Raw genomic sequence first — 22,314 nt, 5'->3', positions numbered from 1 at the left:
GTCAGCGGCGTCGCTCCTGCATCGCGAACCCCACGAGCAGGTCGCGCTGGATGCCGAACATCTCCTTCTCCTCGGCGGGCTCGGTGTGATCGAAGCCCAGGAGGTGCAGGATGCCGTGGGTCGTGAGCAGCTGCAGTTCGTCGATGAGCGGATGCCCCGCGGTGCGCGCCTGCGCCTCCGCCACCTGCGGGCAGAGCACGACGTCGCCGAGGAGCCCTGGCGGCGTGGGCTGGTCTTCGGTGCCGGGCCGGAGCTCATCCATGGGGAAGCTCAGCACGTCGGTGGGGCCGGGCTCGTCCATCCACTGCACATGGAGCTGTTCCATGGCGCCCTCGTCGACGAGCACGATCGCGAGTTCGGCGTCGGGATGCACGTGCATCGCGTCGAGCGCGTACACGGCGAGCCGCTGCAGCGCCGCTTCGTCGACCTCGATCGCGGACTCGTTGTTGACCTCGATGCTCACGACTTGCCCTTCCTCGGCAGGTGGTCGCGCGGCGCGTTGCCGCGGCGGCGTTCGGCGCGGTTCGCGAACTCGCGCGCCTGGTCGCGCTCGAAACGCTGGGCCTGCTGGCGCTGCTCGTACTCGGTGTAGGCGTCGACGATGCGGGCGACCAGGGTGTGCCGCACGACGTCGTCGCTCGTGAGCCGCACGAACTCGATGTCGTCGACATGGTCGAGGATTCGGGTCACGAGCCGGAGCCCGCTCGCTCCGCCGGGCAGGTCGATCTGCGTGATGTCGCCGGTCACGACCATCTTCGAGCCGAATCCGAGTCGGGTGAGGAACATCTTGATCTGCTCGGGCGTGGTGTTCTGCGCCTCGTCGAGCACGACGAACGAGTCATTCAAGGTCCTTCCGCGCATATACGCCAGCGGGGCGACCTCGACGGTGCCCGAGGCGAGGAGCTTCGGCACCATGTCGGGGTCCATCATCTCGTTGAGCGCGTCGTAGAGCGGCCGCAGGTAGGGGTCGATCTTGTCGGTGAGCGTTCCTGGGAGGAATCCGAGCCGCTCGCCCGCCTCGACGGCGGGGCGCGTGAGGATGATGCGGCTCACCTCCTTGCGCTGCAGCGCCTGCACGGCCTTCGCCATGGCGAGGTAGGTCTTGCCCGTGCCTGCCGGCCCGATGCCGAAGACGATCGTGTGCTCGTCGATGGCGTCGACGTAGCCGCGCTGCCCCTCGGTCTTGGGCCTGATCGTCTTGCCCCTGGCCGAGACGATCACCTGCCCGAGCAGTTCGGACGGCTTGGCATTCGGGTCGGCTTCGAGCATGCGGGCCGAGCTCCTCACTTCGGTGGGCGTCGGGTCCTGGCCGTTGCGCACGAGTTCCAGGAGTTCTTCGATGAGGCGGCGCACGCGGATACGCTCCTCGACCTCGCCTCGAATGGCGATCTCGTTGCCACGCACGTGCACCTCGACGCCGGGATACTCGCGCTGGATCGACGTGAGCAGGCGATCCTGCGGGCCGAGGAGGCGCACCATGGCGATGCCGTCGACGCTCAGCCGCTCTTCGTCATCACGCACGTGCCGTGCGCTCGTCTCGTCACTCTGCGGATCAGCCGGCAAGCGATCCCTCCTCGAGGCCGCCCGCGAGGAGGTGGGCGTGCACGTGGAACACGGTCTGCCCGGCGCCGCCGCCGGTGTTGAACACGAGGCGGAAGTCGCCGTCGGAGAGGTCGTCGGCGATGCCGCGGGCCACGGCGACCAGTTCGGCGAGCAGCGCCGGATCGCCCTGTGCGAGCTCGACGACGTCGCGGTAGTCGCCGCGCTTGGTGGTGACCACGACGTGCACGGGTGCTTTCGGTGCCACATCGTGGAACGCGATCACCCGGTCGGTCTCGGCGACGATCTTCGCGGGGATCTCACGCGCGGCGATCCGTTCGAAGACGGTCGGTTCGGCGGCCTGTTCGGTCATCTTCCCATCGTAGCGACGGATGCCTCACCAACGCCCGAGCGCGGCGTTCAGCACGGCGATGGCGGCAGGGCCGGCGGTCGAGGTGCGGAGCACGGATGCCCCGAGCCGCACGGGTTCGGCGCCGGCGGCCACGAGGCGCTCGAGCTCGGCGGGCGCGATGCCTCCCTCGGGCCCGACGACGAGCGCGAGGTCACGGCCGTCGGGCCGGATGTCGGTGAGCGCCAGCGCTGCCGTCGGCTCGAGCAGCAGCATCCGGCACCCCTCGAGTGCGGCAGGCAAGCCCGCGGTCGCGGAGACCGGCCCGACCGGCGGAAGCCAGGAGCGGAGCGACTGCTTCACGGCCTCGCGCACGATCGCCGCCCAGCGCTGCCGGCCCTTCTCGGCCTTCGGTCCCTCCCAGCGCGAGACCGACCGCGCCGCAGCCCACGGCACGATGGCGTCGACGCCGAGCTCGGTCGCTGCTTGCACCGCGAGCTCGTCGCGATCACCCTTCGCGAGTGCCTGCACGAGCGTGATGCGCGGCGACGAGGCCTCCTCGACGATCACCTCGCCGGCCTCGAGGGTGAGCTCACGAGTGCCGGTCGACGTGACCGAGCCGTGCACCATCGTGCCGCGCCCGTCGCCGATCGCGATCCGCTCTCCGACGCGAACCCGCGCGACCGTCACGGCATGGCGCGCCTCGTCACCCGACAGGGCGATCGTCTCTCCCGGCGCGACGCGGGCGAGGTCGAGCGACTCGTCGAGGTAGAGGTGGCTCATCGCGGCATCCGCCTACCCGAGGAAACGGTCGCGAAGGCGTGCGAAGAGTCCCTGCTGGAAGTGCGTGAGCTCAGGCGCGGGCGCCTTCTTCGACGCGGCGAACTGCTGCATGAGGTCGCGTTCCTTCGACGACAGCTTGGTCGGCGTCACCACCTGCACGCCGACCTTCAGGTCGCCGCGCCCGGTGCCGCGGAGCCTCGTGACGCCACGGTCCTTCACGGTGAGCACCTCGCCGCTCTGCAGCCCCGCCCTCAGCTCGAGTTCGACGTCGCCGTCGAGCGCCGGGATCGTGGTGGTGGCGCCGAGGATCGCGTCGGTCATCGCGACCTCGAGGGTGCAGAGCAGGTCGTCGCCGTTGCGGCTGAAGACGTCGTGACTGCGAACCTTGATCTCGAGGTAGAGGTCGCCGTTGGGGCCGCCCGCGGGGCCCGCCTCGCCGGAGCCCGGCATCTGCAGCCGCAGGCCGGTGTCGACGCCCGCGGGGATGTCGACCGGCACCGTGCGCCGGGCACGGATGCGGCCCTGCCCCTGGCAGGTCACGCACGGGGTCGCGATGATCGTGCCGTAGCCGCGGCACGTGCCGCATGGGCTCGAGGTCATCACGTTGCCGAGCAGCGACCGCACTGAACGCTGGATCGAACCGGTGCCGCCGCAGATGTCGCACGTCACGGGCGACGTGCCCGGCTGGCAGCATGAGCCGTGGCAGGTCTGACAGGTGATCGCGGTGTCGACCTCGATGTCGCGGTGGGTGCCGAAGATCACCTCGTCGAGCCCCACCTCCACGCGGATGAGCGCGTCCTGGCCGCGCTCGCGACGCGAACGCGGACCACGCGTCTGCTGGCCCGCCCCGAAGAACGTCTCGAAGATGTCGCCGAACCCGCCGAAGCCCTGGCCGCCGAACCCGCCCTGGCCGCCGAGATCGTACTGCTGGCGCTGCTTCGGGTCGGAGAGCACGTCGTACGCGTGCGTGACCTGCTTGAATCGCTCGGATGCCTCGGCGCCCGGGTTGACGTCGGGGTGGAGCTCGCGGGCGAGCCGGCGGTACGCCTTCTTGATCTCGTCGGGGGTGGCGTCGCGCGCGACGCCGAGGACCTCGTAATGGTCGGCCACGGAGGGCATGTCCTTTCGATTGCCGGATGCCGGTCGGAGTCGACGGGCGGCGGAGTTCAGCTCTCGCCGAGCGTGCGGGAGAGGTAACGGGCGACGGCGCGGACGGCCGCCATGCTGGTTGAGTAGTCCATGCGGGTGGGGCCCACGATGCCGAGCCGAGAGACGTCACGACCGGGGATCTCGAAGGCGCTCGACACCACCGACGTCTCGCCGAGGCCGAACGACGCGTTCTCGCGCCCGATGCGAACCGCGACGGCGTGCTCGTCGGTGGCCATCTCGCCGAACAGCCTCAGCAGCACGACCTGCTCCTCGATCGCCTCGATGACGCCGAGGATGGAGCCGGCGAAGTCCAGCTCGTCACGAACGAGGTTGGCGGCGCCCGCGACGACGAGGCGGTCTTGGCGCTGCACCCGGGCCTGCTCGGCGAGGGTCACCGCGAGGGTGTGCAGTACGGCGGCATGTCGGCGGTCGACGCTTCCGATCTCGCCCGACAGCGCCTCGGCGGCATCCGCCATCGTGCGACCGCCGGCGATCTCGTTGAGCCGCCCGCGCAGCGCACCCAGCGTCTCGTCGTCGACGGGCTGCTCGAGTTCGACGAGGCGCTGCTCGACCTGCCCCGAGTCGGCGATGAGCACGCAGAGCGCGCGATCGGGGGCGAGCGAGACGAGCTCGACATGGCGCACGCGCGCGCTGCCGAAGCTCGGGTACTGCACCACGGCGAGCTGCTTCGTGAGCTGTGCGATGAGCCGCACCGTGCGTGCGAGCAGCTCGTCGAGGTCGCTCGATTCGCCGAGGAACGTCTCGATGGCCTGCCGTTGCGCCTGGCTGAGCGGTCGGATGTCGGTGAGCTGGTCGACGAAGACGCGATACCCCTTGTCGGTGGGGATGCGCCCCGAGGAGGTGTGCGGAGCCGCGATGAGCTCCTCCTCTTCGAGAAGGGCCATGTCGTTGCGGATGGTCGCGGCGGACACGCCGAACGCGTGGCGCTCGACGATCGTCTTCGAGCCCACCGGTTCGCGGGACGCGACGTAGTCCTGCACGATCGCCCGGAGCACGGCGAGACTGCGTTCGGAGACCATGGCCCTCGCTTCCACTCCTTAGCACTCGATCTGACTGAGTGCCAATCCTATCGCGACATCCTGCGAACCCGGCCGTTGCCACCCGTCGACGCCCGGCGATACCGTATGGGTACCCCGCGAGTCACACTGGCTGCGATCCCCCTGTCGCGAAGTCGCGGTTCACCCCTCCGAAACCCCCTGAGAGGCACGCAATGACCGACCCCGACGCCCAGCCGGCCGATCCGAGCATTCCCCCGGCCCAGCAGCCGAGCGCACCGCAGCCGGCAGCCGCAGCTCCCCTGTCACCCGAGCAGGACGTGCAGTGGGGCTCGTTCGCCCACCTCGGCGGCGTGCTCGGCTTCCTGCCCTCGCTCATCATCTGGCTCGTCTTCAAGGACCGCGGCTCGTTCACCGACACCGAGGCCAAGGAGGCGCTGAACTTCCAGATCACACTGATCTTCGGCTACCTCATCTCGGCGGTCCTCATCGTCGTCTTCATCGGCGCACTCCTGATGTGGGCCGTCTGGATCCTCGGCGTGGTCTTCTCGATCATCGCGTTCCTCCAGGCCAAGGACGGCAGGCACTACCGGTACCCGTTCGCGATCCGGCTCATCAAGTAGCCGGCCGGCATCGTTTCGCCCGCCGTGGGAGCGTCATACTCCCGTGGCGGGCGTTGCTGTGCCAGCATGAGTTCGACCGAGTCTCGGCCGAGAGGACGAGCCCGAACAAGGAGATCCCATGTCCGACACGCCGCCGCCTCCCCCGCCGCCCCAGAACCCCTACCAGCAGAGCCCTTCGCTCAGCCCGAACGACGAGAAGCTCTGGGCCACGTTGGTGCACATCGGCGGCATCTTCTTCAGTTTCATCCCGGCCCTCATCGGGTATCTGATCCTGAAGGACAAGGGCCCCTTCGTGCGCGAACACACCGCGACGGCGCTGAACTTCCAGATCACGATGGCGATCGCCTACGTGATCAGCTACATCCTCTGGCTCATCGTCATCGGCTGGCTTCTCACCATCGCGATCGGCATCGTCGTCATCGTGTTCAGCATCATCGCCGCGGTGAAGGCGAACCAGGGCCAGCCCTACACCTACCCCCTCGCGATCAAGTTCGTGAGCTAGGCACAGGTCCCGATCACTCGAGCAGGCGCCTGACCACGGCGTCCGCGAGCAGCCGCCCTCGTCTGGTGAGCGTCAGCACACCGGCGAGGGCGGCTTTCGCGTCGACGAGGCCGTCGGCGATCAGCCCCGCCACGGCGTGACGCCCGCCGGCGGGCAGCGACGGGATGTCGATCCCCTCCCGGATCCTGGCGAGCAGCAGCACTCGCTCGGTGTCGCGCGCCGGCGGGTCGAGCACCTCGCGCCCGACCGCCGGCGACAGTCCCGCGTTCACGCGCTCGGCGTAGGCGGCCGGATGCTTCGCGTTCCACCACCGGGTGCCGCCGACATGGCTGTGCGCACCGGGCCCCACGCCCCACCAGTCGTCGCCGCGCCAGTACCCGAGGTTGTGCCGTGAGCGGTGCGAGGCATCCGTCGCCCAATTGCTCACCTCGTACCACTCGAAGCCGGCTCCCGCGAGCAGCTCGTCGGCGAGCTCGTACATGTCGGCCTCGAGGTCGTCGCTCGGCTCGGCGAGCTCGCCGCGGCGGATCTGCCGTGCGAGCTTCGTACCCTGCTCCACGATGAGCGCGTACGCGCTGAGATGGTCGGGCCGCTCGGCGATCGCCGACTCCAGGCTGCGTCGCCAGTCGCCGAGCGACTCCCCCGGCGTGCCGTAGATGAGGTCGAGGCTCACGTCGAGCCCGGCGTCGCGCGCCCAGCGCACGACGAGCGGAACGCGGGCGGGATCATGCGTGCGGTCGAGCGCGGCGAGCACGTGCGGCACCGCCGACTGCATTCCGAACGAGACCCGCGTGAAGCCGCCGTCCGCGAGCCGGGCGAGGTCGTCGGGGCCGACCGAGTCGGGGTTCGCCTCGGTGGTCACCTCTGCGCCCGGCGCCAGGCCGAACTCGTCGCGCACCGCGCCGAGCATGCGCACGAGGTCATCGGCGGGCAGCAGCGTGGGAGTGCCGCCGCCGAAGAAGGCGGTCGCGGCGGGGCGGTCGGGCACGCCGGATGCCTCGAGCGCGCGCCGCGACATCCGGATCTCTGCGATCACGTGGTCGGCGTAGTCGACCTGGCGGGCGCCGCGGAGCTCGCTCGCCGTGTAGGTGTTGAAGTCGCAGTATCCGCAACGAACCCGGCAGAAGGGGACGTGCACGTACACACCGAAGGCCCGGTCGTTCGCGCCGATCGCGGCCGAGGCCGGCAGCAGGCCGTCGAGCGGGGCGGGCTCGCCGAGCGGAAGGGCGGATGCCACGCCTACACGCCGCCCGCGGGGTGGAGTGCTCGAAGCTCGAGGCGGGTGAGCTCGCGGCGCTTCCGGCGCTGCCGCGACGCGAGAATGCTGCCTCGCGTGCGGAGGAGCGATCGGATCGTGAGCCACACGGTGTCGTCGTCGCGGTGCTCGAGGATGAACGACTCCTCACCGCTCTCCGGCCCATCGGCGGTGGTGCCGTACGCGAAGCCGATGCGGCGCGGTTCGTCGATCACGTAGACGACGAGGACGGGCGTGTCCCGGGTTCGGAAGCGACCCTTGCGACGGAGCGTCGCGGTCATCCCGGCCGCGATGTACGGCGTGCCGTCGGCACCGAGGCGTTCTTCGGTGCGCGGGCCCGGCTGCTCGGCGAGCGGCGCCCCCTCCACGTCGTAGACGATGCCCGGATACTGGGCGCCCGTGCCGGCCGCGACATCCGCGACCTCGAAGCCGGTGCCCTTCTGGATGCCCCACGTCATGAGGGCTTCGGCGGCCCGGTCGAACCGGTCGACGCCGCTGCCGAGCCGCACCGAGTCCTCCGCGGGGCGGTAACCCGCCGGCGGGTAGCGCAGCAGGTCGGGGGCGAGGGTCGCCCCGATCGCCCCGTACGTGACCGACTGATCGGTGAATGTGCTTCGGCGGGTCATCCGTCGCCCCTTACTTCTTCGCGTCCTTCTTCTCGGTGTCGCCCGACAGCGCCGCGATGAACGCTTCCTGCGGCACCTCGACGCGGCCGACCATCTTCATGCGCTTCTTGCCCTCCTTCTGCTTCTCGAGGAGCTTGCGCTTTCGGCTGATGTCACCGCCGTAGCACTTGGCGAGCACGTCCTTTCGCATGGCCCGGATCGACTCTCGTGCGATGATGCGCGCGCCGATGGCGGCCTGGATCGGCACCTCGAACTGCTGGCGCGGAATCAGCTCGCGCAGGCGACCGGTCATCAGCACGCCGTACGCGTACGCCTTGTCGCGGTGCACGATCGCGCTGAACGCGTCGACCTGCTCGCCCTGCAGCAGGATGTCGACCTTCACGAGGTCGGCGGCCTGGTCGCCGACGGGCTCGTAGTCGAGTGACGCGTATCCGGCGGTCTTCGACTTCAGCTGGTCGAAGAAGTCGAACACGATCTCGCCGAGCGGGATGTTGTAGCGGATCTCGACGCGGTCTTCGCCGAGGTACTCCATGCCGAGGAGCGATCCGCGACGCGACTGGCAGAGCTCCATGATGGTGCCCACATAGTCCTTCGGTGCGAGGATGGCCGCCTTCACCATCGGCTCGCGCACCTCGGCGATCTTCGCACCGGTCGGGAACTCGCTGGGATTCGTGACCGTGACCGTCTTCGTGTCTTCGGTCGTGACCTCGTAGACGACGGATGGCGCAGTCGCGATGATGTCGAGGTCGAACTCGCGACGCAGGCGCTCGGTGACGATCTCGAGGTGCAGCAGCCCCAGGAATCCGCAGCGGAACCCGAAGCCGAGGGCGACCGAGGTCTCGGGCTCGTAGACCAGCGCGGCATCCGACAGCTTCAGCTTGTCGAGGGCCTCGCGGAGCTCGGGGTAGTCGCTGCCGTCGATCGGGTAGAGGCCCGAGAACACCATCGGCAGCGGCTCGGTGTAGCCGGCGAGCGCCTCGGTGGCCGATTTCGCGGCCGTCGTCACGGTGTCGCCGACCTTCGACTGACGCACGTCCTTCACCCCGGTGATGAGGTAGCCCACCTCGCCGACGCCGAGCCCCTGCGTGGGGGTCGGCTCGGGCGCGCTCACGCCGATCTCGAGGATCTCGTGGGTCGCGCGGGTCGACATCATCTGGATTCGCTCGCGGGGGTTCAGCTGCCCGTCGACCATGCGCACGTAGGTGACGACGCCGCGGTAGCTGTCGTACACGGAGTCGAAGATCATCGCCCGCGCCGGGGCATCCGCGTTCCCGACGGGAGCCGGGATGCGCTCGACGACCCGGTCGAGCAGGTCTTCGACGCCGACGCCGGTCTTGCCCGACACGCGCAGCACGTCGTCGGGCGAGCCGCCGATGAGGTCGGCGAGCTCCCTCGCGTACTTCTCGGGCTCGGCCGCAGGCAGGTCGATCTTGTTCAGTACGGGGATGACCTCGAGGTCGTTCTCGAGCGCGAGGTAGAGGTTCGCGAGCGTCTGCGCCTCGATGCCCTGCGCAGCGTCGACGAGGAGGATCGCGCCCTCGCACGCCGCGAGCGAGCGCGAGACCTCGTAGCTGAAATCGACGTGCCCGGGGGTGTCGATCATGTTGAGCGCGTACGAGACATCCGGTCCCTGCGCTTCGGCAGGCTCAGCAACCGACCGGACGGCCCACGGCATGCGCACCGCCTGGCTCTTGATGGTGATACCGCGCTCACGCTCGATGTCCATGCGGTCGAGGTATTGGGCGCGCATGTCGCGATCGGACACGATGCCGGTGATCTGCAGCATGCGGTCGGCCAGCGTCGACTTGCCGTGGTCGATGTGCGCGATGATGCAGAAGTTGCGGATCAGCGCGGGGTCGGTGGCGGCGGGCACCGGCGGGTTGGCGGCTCGTGGGGACATCCTGTCGATTCTCCCATGAGTTCGCATCGCCCATTCGACCGATGCCCCGCCGCGGGCCGCGGATTACGCTGGGAACACCATGAGCACGACCTTCGCCGAGCCTTGCGCCGGCCTACGCACGGCCGCCGTCGCGCCTGCCCGCGGGCTGGGCGCGACCAGGGCGGGCTGACGGATGCCCCGCGCCCGCGTCGTGCTCGTGCACGGACTCCGCACCTCGGCGACGATGTGGCGGCGGCAGCTCCGCCTGCTCGCCCGTCACGACATCGAGGCGGTGGCGGTCGACCTGCCCGGTCATGGCACGCGCCTCGACGAGCCGTTCAGCCTCGACGCGGCGATGGAGGTGTTCGACGAAGCCCTTCCCGCGCTCGGCGCTTCCGCGGCACGGCCGCCCACGCTCCTCGTCGGGCTGAGTCTCGGCGGCTACCTCGCCGTGGAGTTCGCCGCGCGGCATCCGGGCCGCATCGACGGGCTCGTGGCGGCGTCGTGCGGCACCCGGCCGAGGGGCGCCGGGCTCGCGGGTTATCGGCGACTCGCCGAGCTCATCGGCCTGCTGCCCGACCGCGGACGCGCCATGAACGATGCGGTGGTGCGGGTCTTCCTCCGGGCCGAGGCCGTCGACGACGTGCTGGCCGGCGGCGTGGCGCTCGACGTCATGGCGCCGGCGCTCGCCGCGGTCGGCGGACTGGATCCCGAGGCGGCGCTCGCGCGGATCGAGGTCCCGGTCTGGTTCGTGAACGGACGATTCGACCACTTCAGATTCGAGGAGCAGCGGATGCTCCGCGCCGCAGCCGACGGCCGGCTCGTCGTCGTTCCCGGGGCCACACACCTGGTGAGCCTCGTTCGGCCCGACGAATTCGCCGCCGTCGTGCTCGGGGCGGTCGCGGAGCTCGAGGCTCGTGCGGGGCGCCGCCATCGCCGTCGATCCGTCGCAGCTGCCGGGTAATCGCACCGCGCTCTCCGCCACCCCCTTGCGGCGCTGCGCGGATCGGACGATCGTCGTTGTCGACGAAGGGACAGGTGATGACGGGGACCAGGACGTACCCGGAGGGGGTGCCCTCGTGGATCGACCTCGAGCAGCCCGACCTCTCGGCAACCCAGGAGTTCTACGGCGGGCTGTTCGGTTGGACGTTCGTGTCCGCGGCTGGTCCCGATGCCCTTGCCCGGTACGTGATCGCCCGGCTGGACGGGCGAGACGCCGCCGGACTCGGCGAGGCACCGGAGGGTGGCATCCGCCGGGTCGCACCGACGTGGAACACCTATGTGGCTGCAGCGGACGCCGACGCGGTCGGCCGACGAATCGTCGAGTCGGGCGGGCGGATCATCTCTGCGCCCGCCGACGTCGACGGGGCCGGACGTGCTGCCGAGGCCGTCGACCCCTCGGGCGCGAGGTTCCGCCTCTGGCAGGCCGGACAGCGGCCGGGGGTGCAGGCGGTGAACGTGCCCGGGGGGTGGAACTTCGCGGACCTGCACACGTCGGACGCCGAGGAGCCGCGGTTCTACGTCGCCGTGTTCGGATGGGAGTTCGCCGACCTCGGCTTCGGGACCCTCATCCGCTGCCCGGGCTATGGCAACCACCTGGCGGCGACGGTCGACCCCGACATCAGGGAACGGCAGGCGAGCGACGTCACCCCGCCCCGCTTCGAGGACGCGATCGGCTGGCTGGCCCCCGCACACGACGACGAGCCCCCGCATTGGCACGTGGCCTTCACCGTCGCCGACCGCGACGACAGCGCCGCGTCGGCCGAGCGGCTCGGCGGCACCGTCCTGGCGACGACCGACTCCGACTGGACGCGCGACGCGCTCGTGCGCGATCCGCAGGGAGGCGTCTTCACGGCGAGCCAGTTCATCCCGCCCGCGCGGTGAGTCGCCGACGGCGTTCGACGCGCGGAGCCGCATGGCGCGTGGTCGCTCTCGGTGGCCGCGTTGGTGCGGCCGTCGCGTAGCTGGTATCGTTGCCTGTTGGCTTGCGTGCGGGTCCCACCCCGCACGATTCGCCGGCGAGGCCCCTCTGCCTTCGCCCGGCACGTCCGGTACCCGCACGAGAACGAAAGACGAACCACGTGGCAAACATCAAGTCGCAGATCAAGCGCATCCGCACCAACCTGAAGGCGCAGGAGCGCAACAAGGCCGTGAAGAGCGAGGTCAAGAGCGCCGTCCGCGCGACGCGCGACGCCATCGCCTCGGGCGACAAGGAGAAGGCGACCACCGCCCTCCGGGTCGCGACCCGCAAGCTCGACAAGGCCGCCGGCAAGGGCGTGATCCACAAGAACCAGGCCGCGAACCGCAAGTCGGCCATCGCGAAGCAGGTCGCCGCGCTCTGACGCGAACCAGACTGCCCGAGGCCCCGCACGCGAGTGCGGGGCTTCGTCGTTCTCAGCGTCGGATGCCACAGCGCCCCCGTCAGGCGAAGTCGCGACCGCGCGCCGCGATGATGCCGACGAGTCGTTCGAGGGCGAACACCGGGTCGCGTTCGGCACCCTTGACCGCCGCGTCGGCCTCGGCGAGCGATTCGATGGCACGCCGGAGACCTTCGTCGCTCCAGCCGGCGAGGTCACGCCGGGCCCGGTCGACCTGCCACGGGGCGAGCCCGAGCGACGAAGCGACCTGCGGCCCGCCGCCGCGCACCCCCGACACCTTCGCCATCGTGCGCACCTTCATCGCGAACGCGGCCACCATCGGCACCGGATCGGCACCGCTGTCGAGCGCATGACGCAGCGCGATGAGCGCTTCACCGTGACGACCGGCGATCGCGGCGTCGGCGACGGCGAAGGCGTTCGTCTCGACACGACCGCCGTAGTACCTGGCCACGACGGCCTCGGTCACCTCGGCCGGTGCATCGGCGATGAGCTGGCGGCAGGCCGCTGCCAGCTCGGCGAGATCTTCGGAGAACGCCGCGACGAGCGCCCGGAGTGCGCGGGGGTCGATGCTCCGACCGGCCGCCCGGAACTCGGCCGCCACGAAGTCCTGCTTCTCGACATCCCGCTTGAGTTCGGCGCAGACGACCTCGACCCCGCTGCCGACGCCCGCCCGGATCGCGTCGAGGAGCTTCTTTCCCCGCACGCCGCCGCCGTGGCGAAGCACGAGCGTCGTGGATTCGGCGGTCTGCTCGAGGTACTCGAGGGCGTCGATGAGGAAGTCGTCGCTCGCCTTCTCGACCGCGCCCACCCGGATGAGCCGTGGTTCACCGAACAGCGACGGGCTCGCGAGGGTGAGCAGCTCGCCGCGCCGGTAGCCGTCGGCTTCGAGATCGCTCACCTCGAGCGCGGGATCCTCGGAGCGGAGGAACTCGCGGAGGATCCCACTCGCGCGCTCGGCGAGCACCGTCTCGGAACCTGAGATGAGCACGACCGGAGCTTGGCGCACCTCATTCCACGACAACTGCGGGATCGCCGCCGGCTTCGCTCGCGCCGACGTGCCTGATCGTGCCACCGCACCCTCCCCGTTCCGCTCAAGTCTACGGGCCGCCTCCGACGCTGTCCGCGGCAGAGCCTCCGGTGCCGCCCGATCGCTCGGACCACCACCGGAAGCTGCCGTCGTCATCGGCCGTGAGCACGGCCGTGCCCGACCGGTCGGTGCGCACGACGGCAGTTCCGGATGCAGCCAGCAGGTCGAGGAGGCGATCGGTCGGGTGCCCGTATCCGTTGTCGGCGCCGACGCCGACGACGCCGACGGTCGCGGCGAGCTCCCGGTAGAGCGCCTCGCTCTGATCGGCCGACCCGTGGTGCGCCACCTTCACGAGGTCGGCGCGGCCGACATCCGTCGACCGTAGGAGGCGTGCCTGCGACTCCTCGCCGAGGTCGCCGAGGAACAGCGCCCGGTAGGCCGGGGCATCCAGGTCGAGTACGACGCTCGCGTCGTTCCCCGGCACGGCGCCGGGCCTCGGCCAGAGCACACGCCAGCGCGCCTCGCCGAGCGCACCCCGGTGACCGGCCGTCACCTCGACCGCCTCGGCGCCGGCGCGGGTCAGCGGACCGAGGACGCGAGCGGACCGATCGCCGTCGAGCGGGCCGTGGATCACGGTCTCCACACGGCCGATGACGGCGCTCGCTCCCCCGGCATGGTCGGCATCCCAGTGGGTGACGACGAGAACGTCGATGCGCCCGATACCGAGGAGCGTGAGGCAGCGCGCCAGGGCAGCCGGGTCGGGACCGGTGTCGATGAGTGCGGTGGCGTCGGCCGAACGCACGAGCACCGCATCGCCCTGGCCGATGTCGCAGGCCGCCACATCCCACGACCTCGGCCTGGTCGCGGTTCCGACGAGCGGCCCGCCGACGCCGACGCCGAGCGGCACCGCCAGGGCGACCAGGAGGAGCGCCGCGACGACGGCGCGAAGGCGCGGTCGCCGGCGACGCGAGAACGCGAGCCAGAGGCCGAGTGCCGTGCACGCGACGAGGAGCAGCACGCCAGGGGCATCCGCGATCCAGGGAAGCCGACCGCCCGGCAGGCCGGCCGTTCCGTGCGCCACGAGCGCGATCCACGACGCGGGAACCCACGCGACCTGCAGGAGCGCGACGCCGACCGACGGCAGGAACGGCAGCACGAGGCATCCCACGAGTCCGACGACGGTGCCGAGCGGAGCGGCGGGCGCCGCGAGCAGGTTCGCGGCCACGCCGTAGAGCGCGATCGCCGGATCGAGGAGCACGAGGATCGGCTGGCACGCGAGCTGCGCGGCGAGCGGCACGGCGAGCACCGTCGCGAGCGGCACCGGCATGATGCGGGCGAGGCGGGCGGCGAGCGGCACTGCGAGCAGGAGCAGGCCCGCGGTGGCCGCGGCCGACAGTGCGAACCCGTAGTCGCGCGCGAGCCATGGGTCGAACGCGAGCAGCGCCACCACCGCCACGGAGAGCGCGGAGACACCTCCGCCGGGTCGGCCCGCTGCGATCGCGATGAGCACGACGATCGCCATGGCCCCGGCCCGCACGACGCTCGGCTGCGGCGTGACGAGCAGGATGAACCCCACGAGTGCCGCCGCGGCGACCACGACACGACTGGTCCGCCGAAGCCCGCAGAGCGCCGCGAGAGCGAACGCCGCCGCCGTCACGATGGCGCAGTTCGCACCCGACACGGCCGTGAGATGGCTGAGCGAACTCGCCTTCATCGCCGCATCGAGCTCTTCGCCGACCGCGCTCGTGTCGCCGGTCGCCAGCCCGGGCACGAGGGCGGCGCCGTCGCCGCCGAGGCCGCGTGCAGCCTCCGCGAACCCCTCGCGGAGGCCGGTCGCCCACCCGAGCCAGGGCGGAGGCGGATCCTCGACGTCGACCGCTCCGATCGCACGCAAGCGGAACCCCGCCTGCTCCGCCGCCGGAAGGGCTGTGACGCCGGCATCGAAGACGAGGCGCGTGCCGAGCTGCGCCTGGTGCGCCGGGATCGAGAGGGTCGAGCTCACCGCGACCGGCGCCGCGTTGCGCCCGTCGACCGAGACGATGCGTCCATCGACGCGCAGCATCGGGTCGTCGGATGTCTCCGCCCACACGGGTGCGCGCATCGCGCGCGGAGCCGCGGCGATGTCGACGACCACGCGCGCGGTGCGATGCGCCGTGGCCGCGTCGAGGAGCGGTGAGTCCGAGCGATGCACGAGGCCCATCGCAGCGGCCGACGCGACGAGCCCGGCCGAGGCGAGCACCACCACGAGGATCGGCCCGAGCCCGACGAGACGGGCTCCGATCGCGGTCACGGCACGACCGTCGGAGCGATGGCGCACGACCCACCCGGCGATCGCCACGGCTGCGGCCGCGGCGATGCCGCCGACCCACAGGGTCCAGGCGATCGCGACCGGGTCGACGTCCGCATCGGGAGCGGCGACCACGAGCCAGGCCACGGCCCACGCCGACACAGCGGGCAGGAGCATCCGCACGTCGCGCACTCAGAGCGCCACCCGGTCGGTCAGGCCCGAGAACACCGCGTCGCCGATGCCGGCCACGTCGAGGAGCTGGTCGACGCTCGTGAACGGTCCGTTGGCCTCGCGCCAGTCGATGATGCGCTGCGCGAGCGCCGGCCCGATACGCGGCAGCGTGTCGAGCGCCGCGAGGTCGGCCGTGTTGAGGTGCACGACGCCGTCGCCACCTGCTCCGTCCGTGCTCGGCGACCCGCCGACCGCGGGTGGCGGCACCTGCCCCACGGCGAGCACCACGAGCTGCTCGCCGTCGACGACCGGACGCGCGAGGTTGACCCCGGCCGGATCGGCGTCGGCGGTGAACCCGCCCGCCGCGGCCACGGCGTCGACGACGCGGGCGCCCGACGTGAGCTCGACGAGCCCGGGCCTCGCGACCGCACCGAGCACGTGCACGAGCAGGGGGGCGGTGCCGACCCCTCCCCCGGAACCGCCGGCGTTCCCGGCGTCGCCGGAGGCATCCGACCCGGATGCCTCGATCACGCGTTGCTCGCCACCTCCGCCCGCCGCGAACGAGAGCATCGCCGCAGCAGCCACGGCGGCGATGAAGAGCACGAGGGCGGCGCCCACCGCGATGCGAACGCGCGGGGTCGCCCGCCGAGCCGCCGGGTCCAGCGCGTCGAACGGGTCGGGTTCGGGGCTCGCGGGCATGCCCGCACGCTACGGGCGAACGGCGCCCCTCGACGACGCTGCGAGCGCAACCGTGCGACGATCACGCCGCCCCGCACCTGTCGAGGAGGAGTCAGCCCCGCGTGGCGATGTTCACGAGCCGCGGCGGCCGCACGATCACGTTGACGATCTCACGCTCGCCGATGGCACGCGCGACGCCCGACGAGGCGCGCGCGAGCGCTTCCAGCTCGTCGCCCGACACCTTCGGCGACACCTCGAGCCGGTCGCGCACCTTGCCGTCGACCTGCACGATCGCGGTCACCGAATCCTCGACGAGGAGCGCAGGGTCGGCCTTGCGCCACTGCACCAGGGCGACGCTCGGCTCATATCCGAGACGCTCCCACATGTCTTCTGCGGTGAACGGCGCGAAGAGGTCGAGGATCATCGCGGTGGCCTCCGACGCCTCCCTCACCGCGGCATCCGCCGGGCCCGCGCCGGAGTCGATCACCTTGCGCGTCGCATTGACGAGCTCCATGAGTCGCGCGACCACGACGTTGAACTTGAACGCCTCGACGAGCGACGGCGCATCGGCGAGCAGCCGGTGCGTGATGCGGCGAAGCGCAAGGTCGCCCGTCTTCCATTCGACGTCGGGACTCGACGCCACCTCGCCCGAGATGCGCCAGGCGCGCGCGAGGAACTTCGCCGCACCGACGGGCGAGACATCCGCCCAGTCGATGTCGTCCTCGGGCGGGCCGGCGAACGCGAGCGTCACGCGCAGGGCGTCGGCACCGTGCGCGCGCAGCTCGGCGGCGAACTCGACGAGGTTGCCCTTCGACTTCGACATCTTGGCGCCGTCCATGATGACCATGCCCTGGTTCAGGAGCGACGTGAACGGCTCGGTGAAGCTCAGGTAACCGAGGTCGAACAGCACCTTCGTGATGAAGCGCGAGTAGAGCAGGTGCAGGATCGCGTGCTCGACGCCGCCGACGTACTGGTCGGCGGGCAGCCACTTCTCGGCCTCTGCCGGGTCGAAGGCCCGCGAGTCGTCGTTCGGGTTCAGGTAACGCAGGTAGTACCAGGAGCTGTCGACGAATGTGTCCATCGTGTCGGAGTCACGGCGTGCCGCTCCTCCGCAGTTCGGGCAGGCGACCTTCGCCCACTCCTCGGCGGCGCCGAGCGGGCTCGAGCCCTTCGGCTTGAGGTCGAGGCCCGCGGCATCCGGAAGGCGAACCGGAAGGTCACTCTCGGGCACCGGCACCTCGCCGCATTCGTTGCAGTGGATGATCGGGATTGGCGTGCCCCAGTACCGCTGGCGGGAGATGAGCCAGTCACGCAGGCGGAAGTTCTTGGAGGCGCGCCCGAGGCCGGGCTGCTCGAGCAACTCGATGACCCGGCGGATCGCGTTCGATTTCGAGAGCCCGTCGAGCGGCCCCGAGTTCACGAGTCGTCCCTCGCCCGCGAGGGCGATGCCCGTGGCGGCGGGATCGCTGAGCGGCACGTCGTCGGGAAGCACCGGCTCGCCCTGCTCGTCGAGGGGGATCACCGGGATGACGCCGGTCGCCGGAGCGTTCGTGTCGACGACCACGCGCACGGGCAGGTCGAATGCGCGTGCGAAGTCGAGGTCACGCTGGTCGTGCGCCGGCACGGCCATGATGGCCCCGTGGCCGTAGTCGGCCAGGACGTAGTCGGCCGTCCACACGGGCAGGCGCTCGCCGTTGACGGGGTTGATCGCGTAGCGCTCGAGGAAGACTCCCGTCTTCGGGCGCTCGGTCGACAGCCGGTCGATGTCGCTCTCGGCGCGCACGGAGTCGAGGTAGTCCTGGAAGCGGGCCTGCACCTCGGCGGATGCCCCGGCCGCCAGCTCGGCGGCGAGCTCGGAGTCGGGCGCGACCACCATGAACGTGGCTCCGAACAGCGTGTCGGGTCGGGTCGTGAAGACCGGAACGCGCTCATCGCGGCCCTCGATCTCGAATTCGACATCGGCACCCGATGAGCGGCCGATCCAGTTGCGCTGCATCGTGAGCACCTTCGGCGGCCACTTGCCCTCGAGCTGATTCAGGTCGTCGAGCAGCCGGTCGGCGTAGTCCGTGACCCGGAAGTACCACTGGGTCAGCGCCTTCTTCGTCACCACGTAGCCGCATCGCTCGCAGTGCCCGTCGACGACCTGCTCGTTCGCGAGCACGGTCTGGTCGTTGGGGCACCAGTTCACGAGGCCCGCTTTGCGGTACGCGATGCCCTTCTCGTACAGCTTCAGGAACAGCCACTGGTTCCATTTGTAGTACTCGGGATCGCTCGTGTGCAGCTCACGGGACCAGTCGAACGACGGCGCATACCGGCGGAACGAGCGCTTCTGCTGCTCGATGTTCGCGTAGGTCCAGCCCCGTGGATCGATGCCCCGTTTGATGGCGGCGTTCTCGGCCGGGAGGCCGAACGAGTCCCAGCCGACCGGGTGCAGCACGTCGAACCCCTGGTGCCGCCAATAGCGGGCGACCGTGTCGCCGTAGCCGAACGCCTCGGCGTGCCCCATGTGCAGGTCGCCCGACGGGTACGGGAACATGTCGAGGATGTACTTGCGCGGCTTGGTGTCGCCCGGGCGGCCCGCGCGGAAGGGTTCGAGCTCGTCCCACACGGGCAGCCACTTCGCCTGCAGGGCGGCGAAGTCGTACGCGCCGCTCTCGGCGTGGGCCTGGTCGTGATCGTGTGCCACGTGACTCTCAATCGTGTATCGCTGCGGGGCTCGGCGGGTTCACCCGCACGTCTTCGGGCACGCCGGATCGCGGCGCACTCGGACAACCAGCCTACTCACTCGACGGCGGCGGATGCCGCGCCGAGCACCGCGAGGAGGGCCCTCGCCTTCACGCGGGTCTCCTCGATCTCCTCGTCGGCCACCGACAGCGCGGTGATGCCGCCGCCCGTGCCGACGCTCGCTCCCGATGGCGTGAGCACGATCGAGCGGATCACCATCGCGAGGTCTGCGCTCCCGTCCACCCCGAGATATCCGAATGCCCCCGAGTACACGCCCCGCGGGCCGTCCTCGAGCGCGTGCAGGATCGTCATCGCGCTCCGCTTCGGCGCGCCGGTCATCGAGCCGGCCGGGAATGCCGCCTGCACGACGTCGAGCGCGGTGAGCGGATGCCGCAGCCGCGCCTGCACGGTCGAGACGAGTTGGTAGACGTGCGCGTACTCCTCCACGTCGAGGAGACTCGGGACCGTGACGCTCCCGAGCTCCGCGATGCGACCGAGGTCGTTGCGCATGAGATCCACGATCATGAGGTTCTCGGCGCGTTCCTTCTCGCTCTCGAGGAGCTCCCGGCGGAGCGCGGCGTCGAGCGCGGGGCCCACGCCACGCGGCCTCGTGCCCTTCATCGGCTTCGTCGAGACGAGGCCGTCGGCCCCCACGTGCAGGAACTGCTCGGGCGAGGCGCTGAGCAGGGCGAGATCTCCGAACCGCAGGTAGCCGCCGTGGTGGCTCGGACTCGACCCGCGGAGCGCGACGTACGTGGCGGCCGGGTCGGGGCGCACGTCGACATCGACGCGGTTCGTGAGGCAGAGCTGGTAGGCGTCGCCGCGGACGATCGCAGCCTGGCACTCGCCGATGAGCTCGGCGTAGCGGGCGGGGCCGTGTCGCCAGCGCACGGTCGGAGGTGGGCTCGGCGGCGCTGCGGAGCGGTCCGGCTCGTCCGCCGGTTCGCCCAGTTCGCCGACTGCGGCTTCGAGGTCGTCGGCCCACGCCTCGCCCGTGCGTCTCGGCTCGGACTCGAGCCAGACGAGACGCACCGACCGTTCGCCATGGTCGAACACGATCGCGCGATCCACGAGGAGGAATGCGGCATCGGGTGTCTCGGCCCGCTCGGTCGGCACGTCGATCAGGCCTGCGCCGAGCTCATACCCGAACCATCCGAACCACCCGAGGGGCCCTGCGGCATCCGTCGCACGAGTCCGTTCGGTTCTCAGGTCGCGGAGCGCCTCGGCAAGGACGTCGAAGACGGATGCCTCGCGCGTCACCTCGCCCGTGTCCACAGCGGCCGGCGTGGTGGTCGTGACCGTGCCGAGGGCCGCGTCGGCGGTGACGAACACGCTCGCGGCATGCGCGGCGGCGAGGACGCTGACGCCCGACGCGGCATCCGCACCGCCGTCGAGCCAGACGGCGTACTGCGCACCGGCGAACAGGCCGCTGAAGACCGACTCGGGGTCGCGCCACGCGGCGAGCTTGCGGGAGCGGATGCGACGCGGCACTCCCTCAGCCTAGAGCGCGGCCGGCACGACCCCGCATGGACGAGGGCCGGGCGAACGCTCGCACCGCACTCTCGGGTCGTCCCAGCAAGAGGGGAGCGTCGAGTGCGCGATCGGACGGGGATCGCGGGATTCGATCCGTCCGGCGTCGATGGCGACGACGCGGTCGATGAGCGACTCGTCGACGGCGGTGTGCGAGATGAGCAGGACGGTGCTCCCCGATCGGCTCGCAGCACCCATCAGGTCCCGAAGGAGCGCACCGGCACGCGCGGGGTCGACGTTCGCCGTCGGTTCGTCGAGCACGAGCACGGGGAACTCGGCGAGCATGGCCCTCGCGAGCGAGATGCGCTGGGCCTGCCCGCCTGACACGAGCGCGCCGCGTTCGCCGACCTTCGCGTCGAGTCCGCCGCGCTCCTCGACCCAGCCGCGAAGGCCGACCCGGTCGAGCACGTCGCGAAGCTCCTCGTCGGTCGCGGTGTCGCGGGCGAAGAGGAGGTTCTGGCGCACATCCTCGTCGAAGAGCCACGGACGCTGCTCGACGAGCCCCACGAGGCGGCGCACCGCCGCCGGTTCCAGCGTGTCGGCCTCGACGCCGCCGATCCGGTAGGAGCCGTCGTAGTCGAGGAAGCGCACGAGCACGTGCGCGAGCGTCGTCTTGCCGGCGCCGGATGCACCGCGAACGAGCACCCGCTCTCCCGGTGCGAGCTCGAGATCGACGCCGACGAGCGACGAGGGCCGCGGCTCGGCTCCCGGTGCGTCCGATTCACCGCCGGATGCATCCGGTTCGCCGCCGATCGTCGGCCACTTCGCCCGGATGCCGCGCAGCTCGATCGCGGGCGGGGAATCGCCTGCGGGTGGGCTCGCGGGGTCGGCGGGCCTCGTGGGAATGCCCGACGGCACCTCCGCCGGGACCGCGTGGGCGACGCGTTCGGCGCTCGTACGCGCGAGCCGGCGGGCGCTCGCCGCGAGCGGGATCGCCGCCGCCGCCTCCGCGATCGCGAGCGGCACGAGGCAGAGCACCGCGAACGCGGGGGCGTCGATGCGACCCGAGTCGAGTAGCGGCACCGCGGCCGCGAGGCTCCCTGCGACCGCGAACCCGCCGACGGAGGTCATGGCGGCCAATGCCGCACCCGTCGCTGCGGCCCTCGCCCGCGCCGCCCGCGCGAGCCTCCCCCCGATCGCCTCGATCCTGCGGCGGCCGGCAGCCGCCGCGTCGAATGCAACCAGCACGTCGAGCGCCTCCACATGCTCGACGATCGCCGCCTGCAGTTCACCGCGGAGCGGCGCGAGCGTGCGTTCGGCTCGCACGGCGGCCCATCGCTGCACCAGGAGCGTCGCGCCGATGCCGACCACGAGGCACGTGAGCACCGCCAACGCCGATTCCGGCGCGAGCAGGGCGACCGCGGCGACCGACAGCGCGAGCACGACGAGCGCGCTGACCACGGGTTGCACGACCCGCAGCGGGACGTTCTGCAGTTCGTCCACATCGCCGACGAACCGCGCGAGGAGGTCGCCGCGCCGGGCCGTCGTGAGCCCGTCCGGCGCGACCGGGACCATCCGCTCGAACACTCCCGCTCGGATGGTCGCGAGCTGCCGGAAGGAGGCGTCGTGACCGGTGAGCCGTTCGAGGTAGCGGAACGCCGCTCGGCCGAGTGCGAACGCGCGCACACCGACGATGCCGAGCGACAGGTACAGCACGGGAGGTTGCTCAGCGGCGCGGGCGATGAGCCACGCCGAAGCGGCGAGCAGGGCCACGCTCGATGCGGCCGAGGCGATGCCGAGGAGCACGGCGGGCAGCAGTCGCCCGAAGCTCGGGATGGCGCTCCGGAGCATCGCCCGA

The 22,314-nt window shown here is 71.1% G+C and carries 20 protein-coding genes; 5 read left to right on the top strand and 15 right to left on the bottom strand.

All coding sequences use genetic code 11. The features are described from left to right. Window position 1: 1 nt before the first annotated feature. From ybeY to hrcA, 6 genes are all read right to left on the bottom strand, one after another. The gene (ybeY, locus tag ACFWN7_RS08640) at window positions 2–463 is read right to left on the bottom strand and encodes an rRNA maturation RNase YbeY (protein WP_376938397.1); all 462 of its coding nucleotides are present in this window, start codon (window positions 461–463) and stop codon (window positions 2–4) included. Next, window positions 460–1,479, bottom strand: a complete 1,020-nt coding sequence (locus tag ACFWN7_RS08635) for a PhoH family protein (protein WP_376938450.1) — start codon at window positions 1,477–1,479, stop codon at window positions 460–462. The genes ybeY and ACFWN7_RS08635 overlap by 4 nt, the downstream gene beginning before the upstream one ends. Window positions 1,480–1,552: 73 nt before the next feature. Continuing rightward, window positions 1,553–1,912 (bottom strand): HIT domain-containing protein, encoded by a 360-nt coding sequence (locus ACFWN7_RS08630; RefSeq protein WP_376938396.1) that lies wholly within the window; start codon window positions 1,910–1,912, stop codon window positions 1,553–1,555. Between the two features lie 24 nt (window positions 1,913–1,936). After that, window positions 1,937–2,671 carry a 16S rRNA (uracil(1498)-N(3))-methyltransferase gene (locus tag ACFWN7_RS08625; protein ID WP_376938395.1) on the bottom strand — a complete coding sequence of 245 codons (735 nt, stop codon included), beginning with the start codon at window positions 2,669–2,671 and terminating at the stop codon, window positions 1,937–1,939. 12 nt (window positions 2,672–2,683) lie between these two features. Next, window positions 2,684–3,781 (bottom strand): molecular chaperone DnaJ, encoded by a 1,098-nt coding sequence (gene dnaJ, locus ACFWN7_RS08620; protein ID WP_376938394.1) that lies wholly within the window; start codon window positions 3,779–3,781, stop codon window positions 2,684–2,686. 56 nt (window positions 3,782–3,837) lie between these two features. Next, a complete protein-coding gene (gene hrcA, locus ACFWN7_RS08615; RefSeq protein ID WP_376938393.1) occupies window positions 3,838–4,860 on the bottom strand; it encodes a heat-inducible transcriptional repressor HrcA in 1,023 nt (340 codons plus the stop codon). A gap of 191 nt (window positions 4,861–5,051) precedes the next feature. On the opposite strand from hrcA, the gene ACFWN7_RS08610 reads away from it, so the two are divergent. Further along, window positions 5,052–5,459 (top strand): DUF4870 domain-containing protein, encoded by a 408-nt coding sequence (locus tag ACFWN7_RS08610; RefSeq protein WP_376938392.1) that lies wholly within the window; start codon window positions 5,052–5,054, stop codon window positions 5,457–5,459. Window positions 5,460–5,577: 118 nt separating this feature from the next. Further along, window positions 5,578–5,961, top strand: coding sequence for a DUF4870 domain-containing protein (locus ACFWN7_RS08605; protein ID WP_376938390.1), 384 nt, complete (start codon window positions 5,578–5,580; stop codon window positions 5,959–5,961). A 13-nt stretch (window positions 5,962–5,974) separates the two neighbouring features. On the opposite strand, the gene hemW is transcribed toward ACFWN7_RS08605, so the two are convergent. The 3 genes from hemW to lepA are packed head-to-tail and all read right to left on the bottom strand — an operon-like array spanning window position 5,975 to window position 9,742. Continuing rightward, on the bottom strand, window positions 5,975–7,198 hold the full coding sequence (gene hemW, locus ACFWN7_RS08600; RefSeq protein ID WP_376938389.1) for a radical SAM family heme chaperone HemW: 1,224 nt from the start codon (window positions 7,196–7,198) through the stop codon (window positions 5,975–5,977). A 2-nt stretch (window positions 7,199–7,200) separates the two neighbouring features. Next, window positions 7,201–7,842, bottom strand: coding sequence for a DUF1990 family protein (locus tag ACFWN7_RS08595; protein WP_376938388.1), 642 nt, complete (start codon window positions 7,840–7,842; stop codon window positions 7,201–7,203). A gap of 10 nt (window positions 7,843–7,852) precedes the next feature. Next, entirely contained in the window at window positions 7,853–9,742 is a 1,890-nt protein-coding gene (gene lepA / locus ACFWN7_RS08590; protein ID WP_376938387.1) for a translation elongation factor 4, read from the bottom strand. Between the two features lie 172 nt (window positions 9,743–9,914). Between lepA and ACFWN7_RS08585 the strand changes: the two genes are divergently transcribed. The 3 genes from ACFWN7_RS08585 (at window position 9,915) to rpsT (ending at window position 12,063) form a co-directional block, all read left to right on the top strand. Further along, window positions 9,915–10,685, top strand: a complete 771-nt coding sequence (locus ACFWN7_RS08585; protein WP_376938386.1) for an alpha/beta fold hydrolase — start codon at window positions 9,915–9,917, stop codon at window positions 10,683–10,685. A 77-nt stretch (window positions 10,686–10,762) separates the two neighbouring features. After that, the gene (locus ACFWN7_RS08580; protein ID WP_376938385.1) at window positions 10,763–11,605 is read left to right on the top strand and encodes a VOC family protein; all 843 of its coding nucleotides are present in this window, start codon (window positions 10,763–10,765) and stop codon (window positions 11,603–11,605) included. Window positions 11,606–11,802: 197 nt separating this feature from the next. Next, complete coding sequence (gene rpsT / locus ACFWN7_RS08575; protein ID WP_376938384.1) at window positions 11,803–12,063, top strand: 30S ribosomal protein S20; 261 nt, start codon at window positions 11,803–11,805, stop codon at window positions 12,061–12,063. A gap of 79 nt (window positions 12,064–12,142) precedes the next feature. Here rpsT and holA read toward each other — a convergent pair whose 3' ends face one another. The 6 genes from holA to cydC form a co-directional block, all read right to left on the bottom strand. Continuing rightward, window positions 12,143–13,171: a DNA polymerase III subunit delta gene (holA, locus tag ACFWN7_RS08570; RefSeq protein ID WP_376938383.1), complete on the bottom strand. Its 1,029-nt coding sequence runs from the start codon at window positions 13,169–13,171 to the stop codon at window positions 12,143–12,145. Between the two features lie 25 nt (window positions 13,172–13,196). After that, a complete protein-coding gene (locus ACFWN7_RS08565; RefSeq protein WP_376938382.1) occupies window positions 13,197–15,590 on the bottom strand; it encodes a ComEC/Rec2 family competence protein in 2,394 nt (797 codons plus the stop codon). A gap of 15 nt (window positions 15,591–15,605) precedes the next feature. Continuing rightward, window positions 15,606–16,283, bottom strand: coding sequence for a ComEA family DNA-binding protein (locus ACFWN7_RS08560; protein ID WP_376938381.1), 678 nt, complete (start codon window positions 16,281–16,283; stop codon window positions 15,606–15,608). A gap of 91 nt (window positions 16,284–16,374) precedes the next feature. Beyond that, complete coding sequence (gene leuS, locus ACFWN7_RS08555) at window positions 16,375–18,948, bottom strand: leucine--tRNA ligase (RefSeq protein ID WP_376938380.1); 2,574 nt, start codon at window positions 18,946–18,948, stop codon at window positions 16,375–16,377. Between the two features lie 95 nt (window positions 18,949–19,043). After that, window positions 19,044–20,477 (bottom strand): anthranilate synthase component I family protein, encoded by a 1,434-nt coding sequence (locus ACFWN7_RS08550; protein ID WP_376938379.1) that lies wholly within the window; start codon window positions 20,475–20,477, stop codon window positions 19,044–19,046. A gap of 9 nt (window positions 20,478–20,486) precedes the next feature. After that, entirely contained in the window at window positions 20,487–22,307 is a 1,821-nt protein-coding gene (gene cydC / locus ACFWN7_RS08545) for a thiol reductant ABC exporter subunit CydC (protein WP_376938378.1), read from the bottom strand. Window positions 22,308–22,314 lie beyond the last annotated feature (7 nt).

This window comes from Agromyces sp. NPDC058484 (genome assembly GCF_042720415.1).
Classification (GTDB): domain Bacteria; phylum Actinomycetota; class Actinomycetes; order Actinomycetales; family Microbacteriaceae; genus Agromyces.
This window is presented reverse-complemented; position numbering and strand designations above follow the sequence as displayed.

Bases quoted from the DNA above. Each gene is read 5' to 3' on its own strand.
- lepA (WP_376938387.1), bottom strand. From the start codon at position 9,742: ATGTCCCCACGAGCCGCCAACCCGCCGGTGCCCGCCGCCACCGACCCC.
- ACFWN7_RS08595 (WP_376938388.1), bottom strand. From the start codon at position 7,842: ATGACCCGCCGAAGCACATTCACCGATCAGTCGGTCACGTACGGGGCG.
- ACFWN7_RS08610 (WP_376938392.1), top strand. From the start codon at position 5,052: ATGACCGACCCCGACGCCCAGCCGGCCGATCCGAGCATTCCCCCGGCC.
- ACFWN7_RS08605 (WP_376938390.1), top strand. From the start codon at position 5,578: ATGTCCGACACGCCGCCGCCTCCCCCGCCGCCCCAGAACCCCTACCAG.
- ACFWN7_RS08635 (WP_376938450.1), bottom strand. From the start codon at position 1,479: ATGGTGCGCCTCCTCGGCCCGCAGGATCGCCTGCTCACGTCGATCCAG.
- ACFWN7_RS08560 (WP_376938381.1), bottom strand. From the start codon at position 16,283: ATGCCCGCGAGCCCCGAACCCGACCCGTTCGACGCGCTGGACCCGGCG.
- ACFWN7_RS08580 (WP_376938385.1), top strand. From the start codon at position 10,763: ATGACGGGGACCAGGACGTACCCGGAGGGGGTGCCCTCGTGGATCGAC.
- hrcA (WP_376938393.1), bottom strand. From the start codon at position 4,860: ATGGTCTCCGAACGCAGTCTCGCCGTGCTCCGGGCGATCGTGCAGGAC.
- cydC (WP_376938378.1), bottom strand. From the start codon at position 22,307: ATGCTCCGGAGCGCCATCCCGAGCTTCGGGCGACTGCTGCCCGCCGTG.
- ACFWN7_RS08585 (WP_376938386.1), top strand. From the start codon at position 9,915: ATGCCCCGCGCCCGCGTCGTGCTCGTGCACGGACTCCGCACCTCGGCG.
- ACFWN7_RS08625 (WP_376938395.1), bottom strand. From the start codon at position 2,671: ATGAGCCACCTCTACCTCGACGAGTCGCTCGACCTCGCCCGCGTCGCG.
- ACFWN7_RS08630 (WP_376938396.1), bottom strand. From the start codon at position 1,912: ATGACCGAACAGGCCGCCGAACCGACCGTCTTCGAACGGATCGCCGCG.
- ACFWN7_RS08565 (WP_376938382.1), bottom strand. From the start codon at position 15,590: ATGCTCCTGCCCGCTGTGTCGGCGTGGGCCGTGGCCTGGCTCGTGGTC.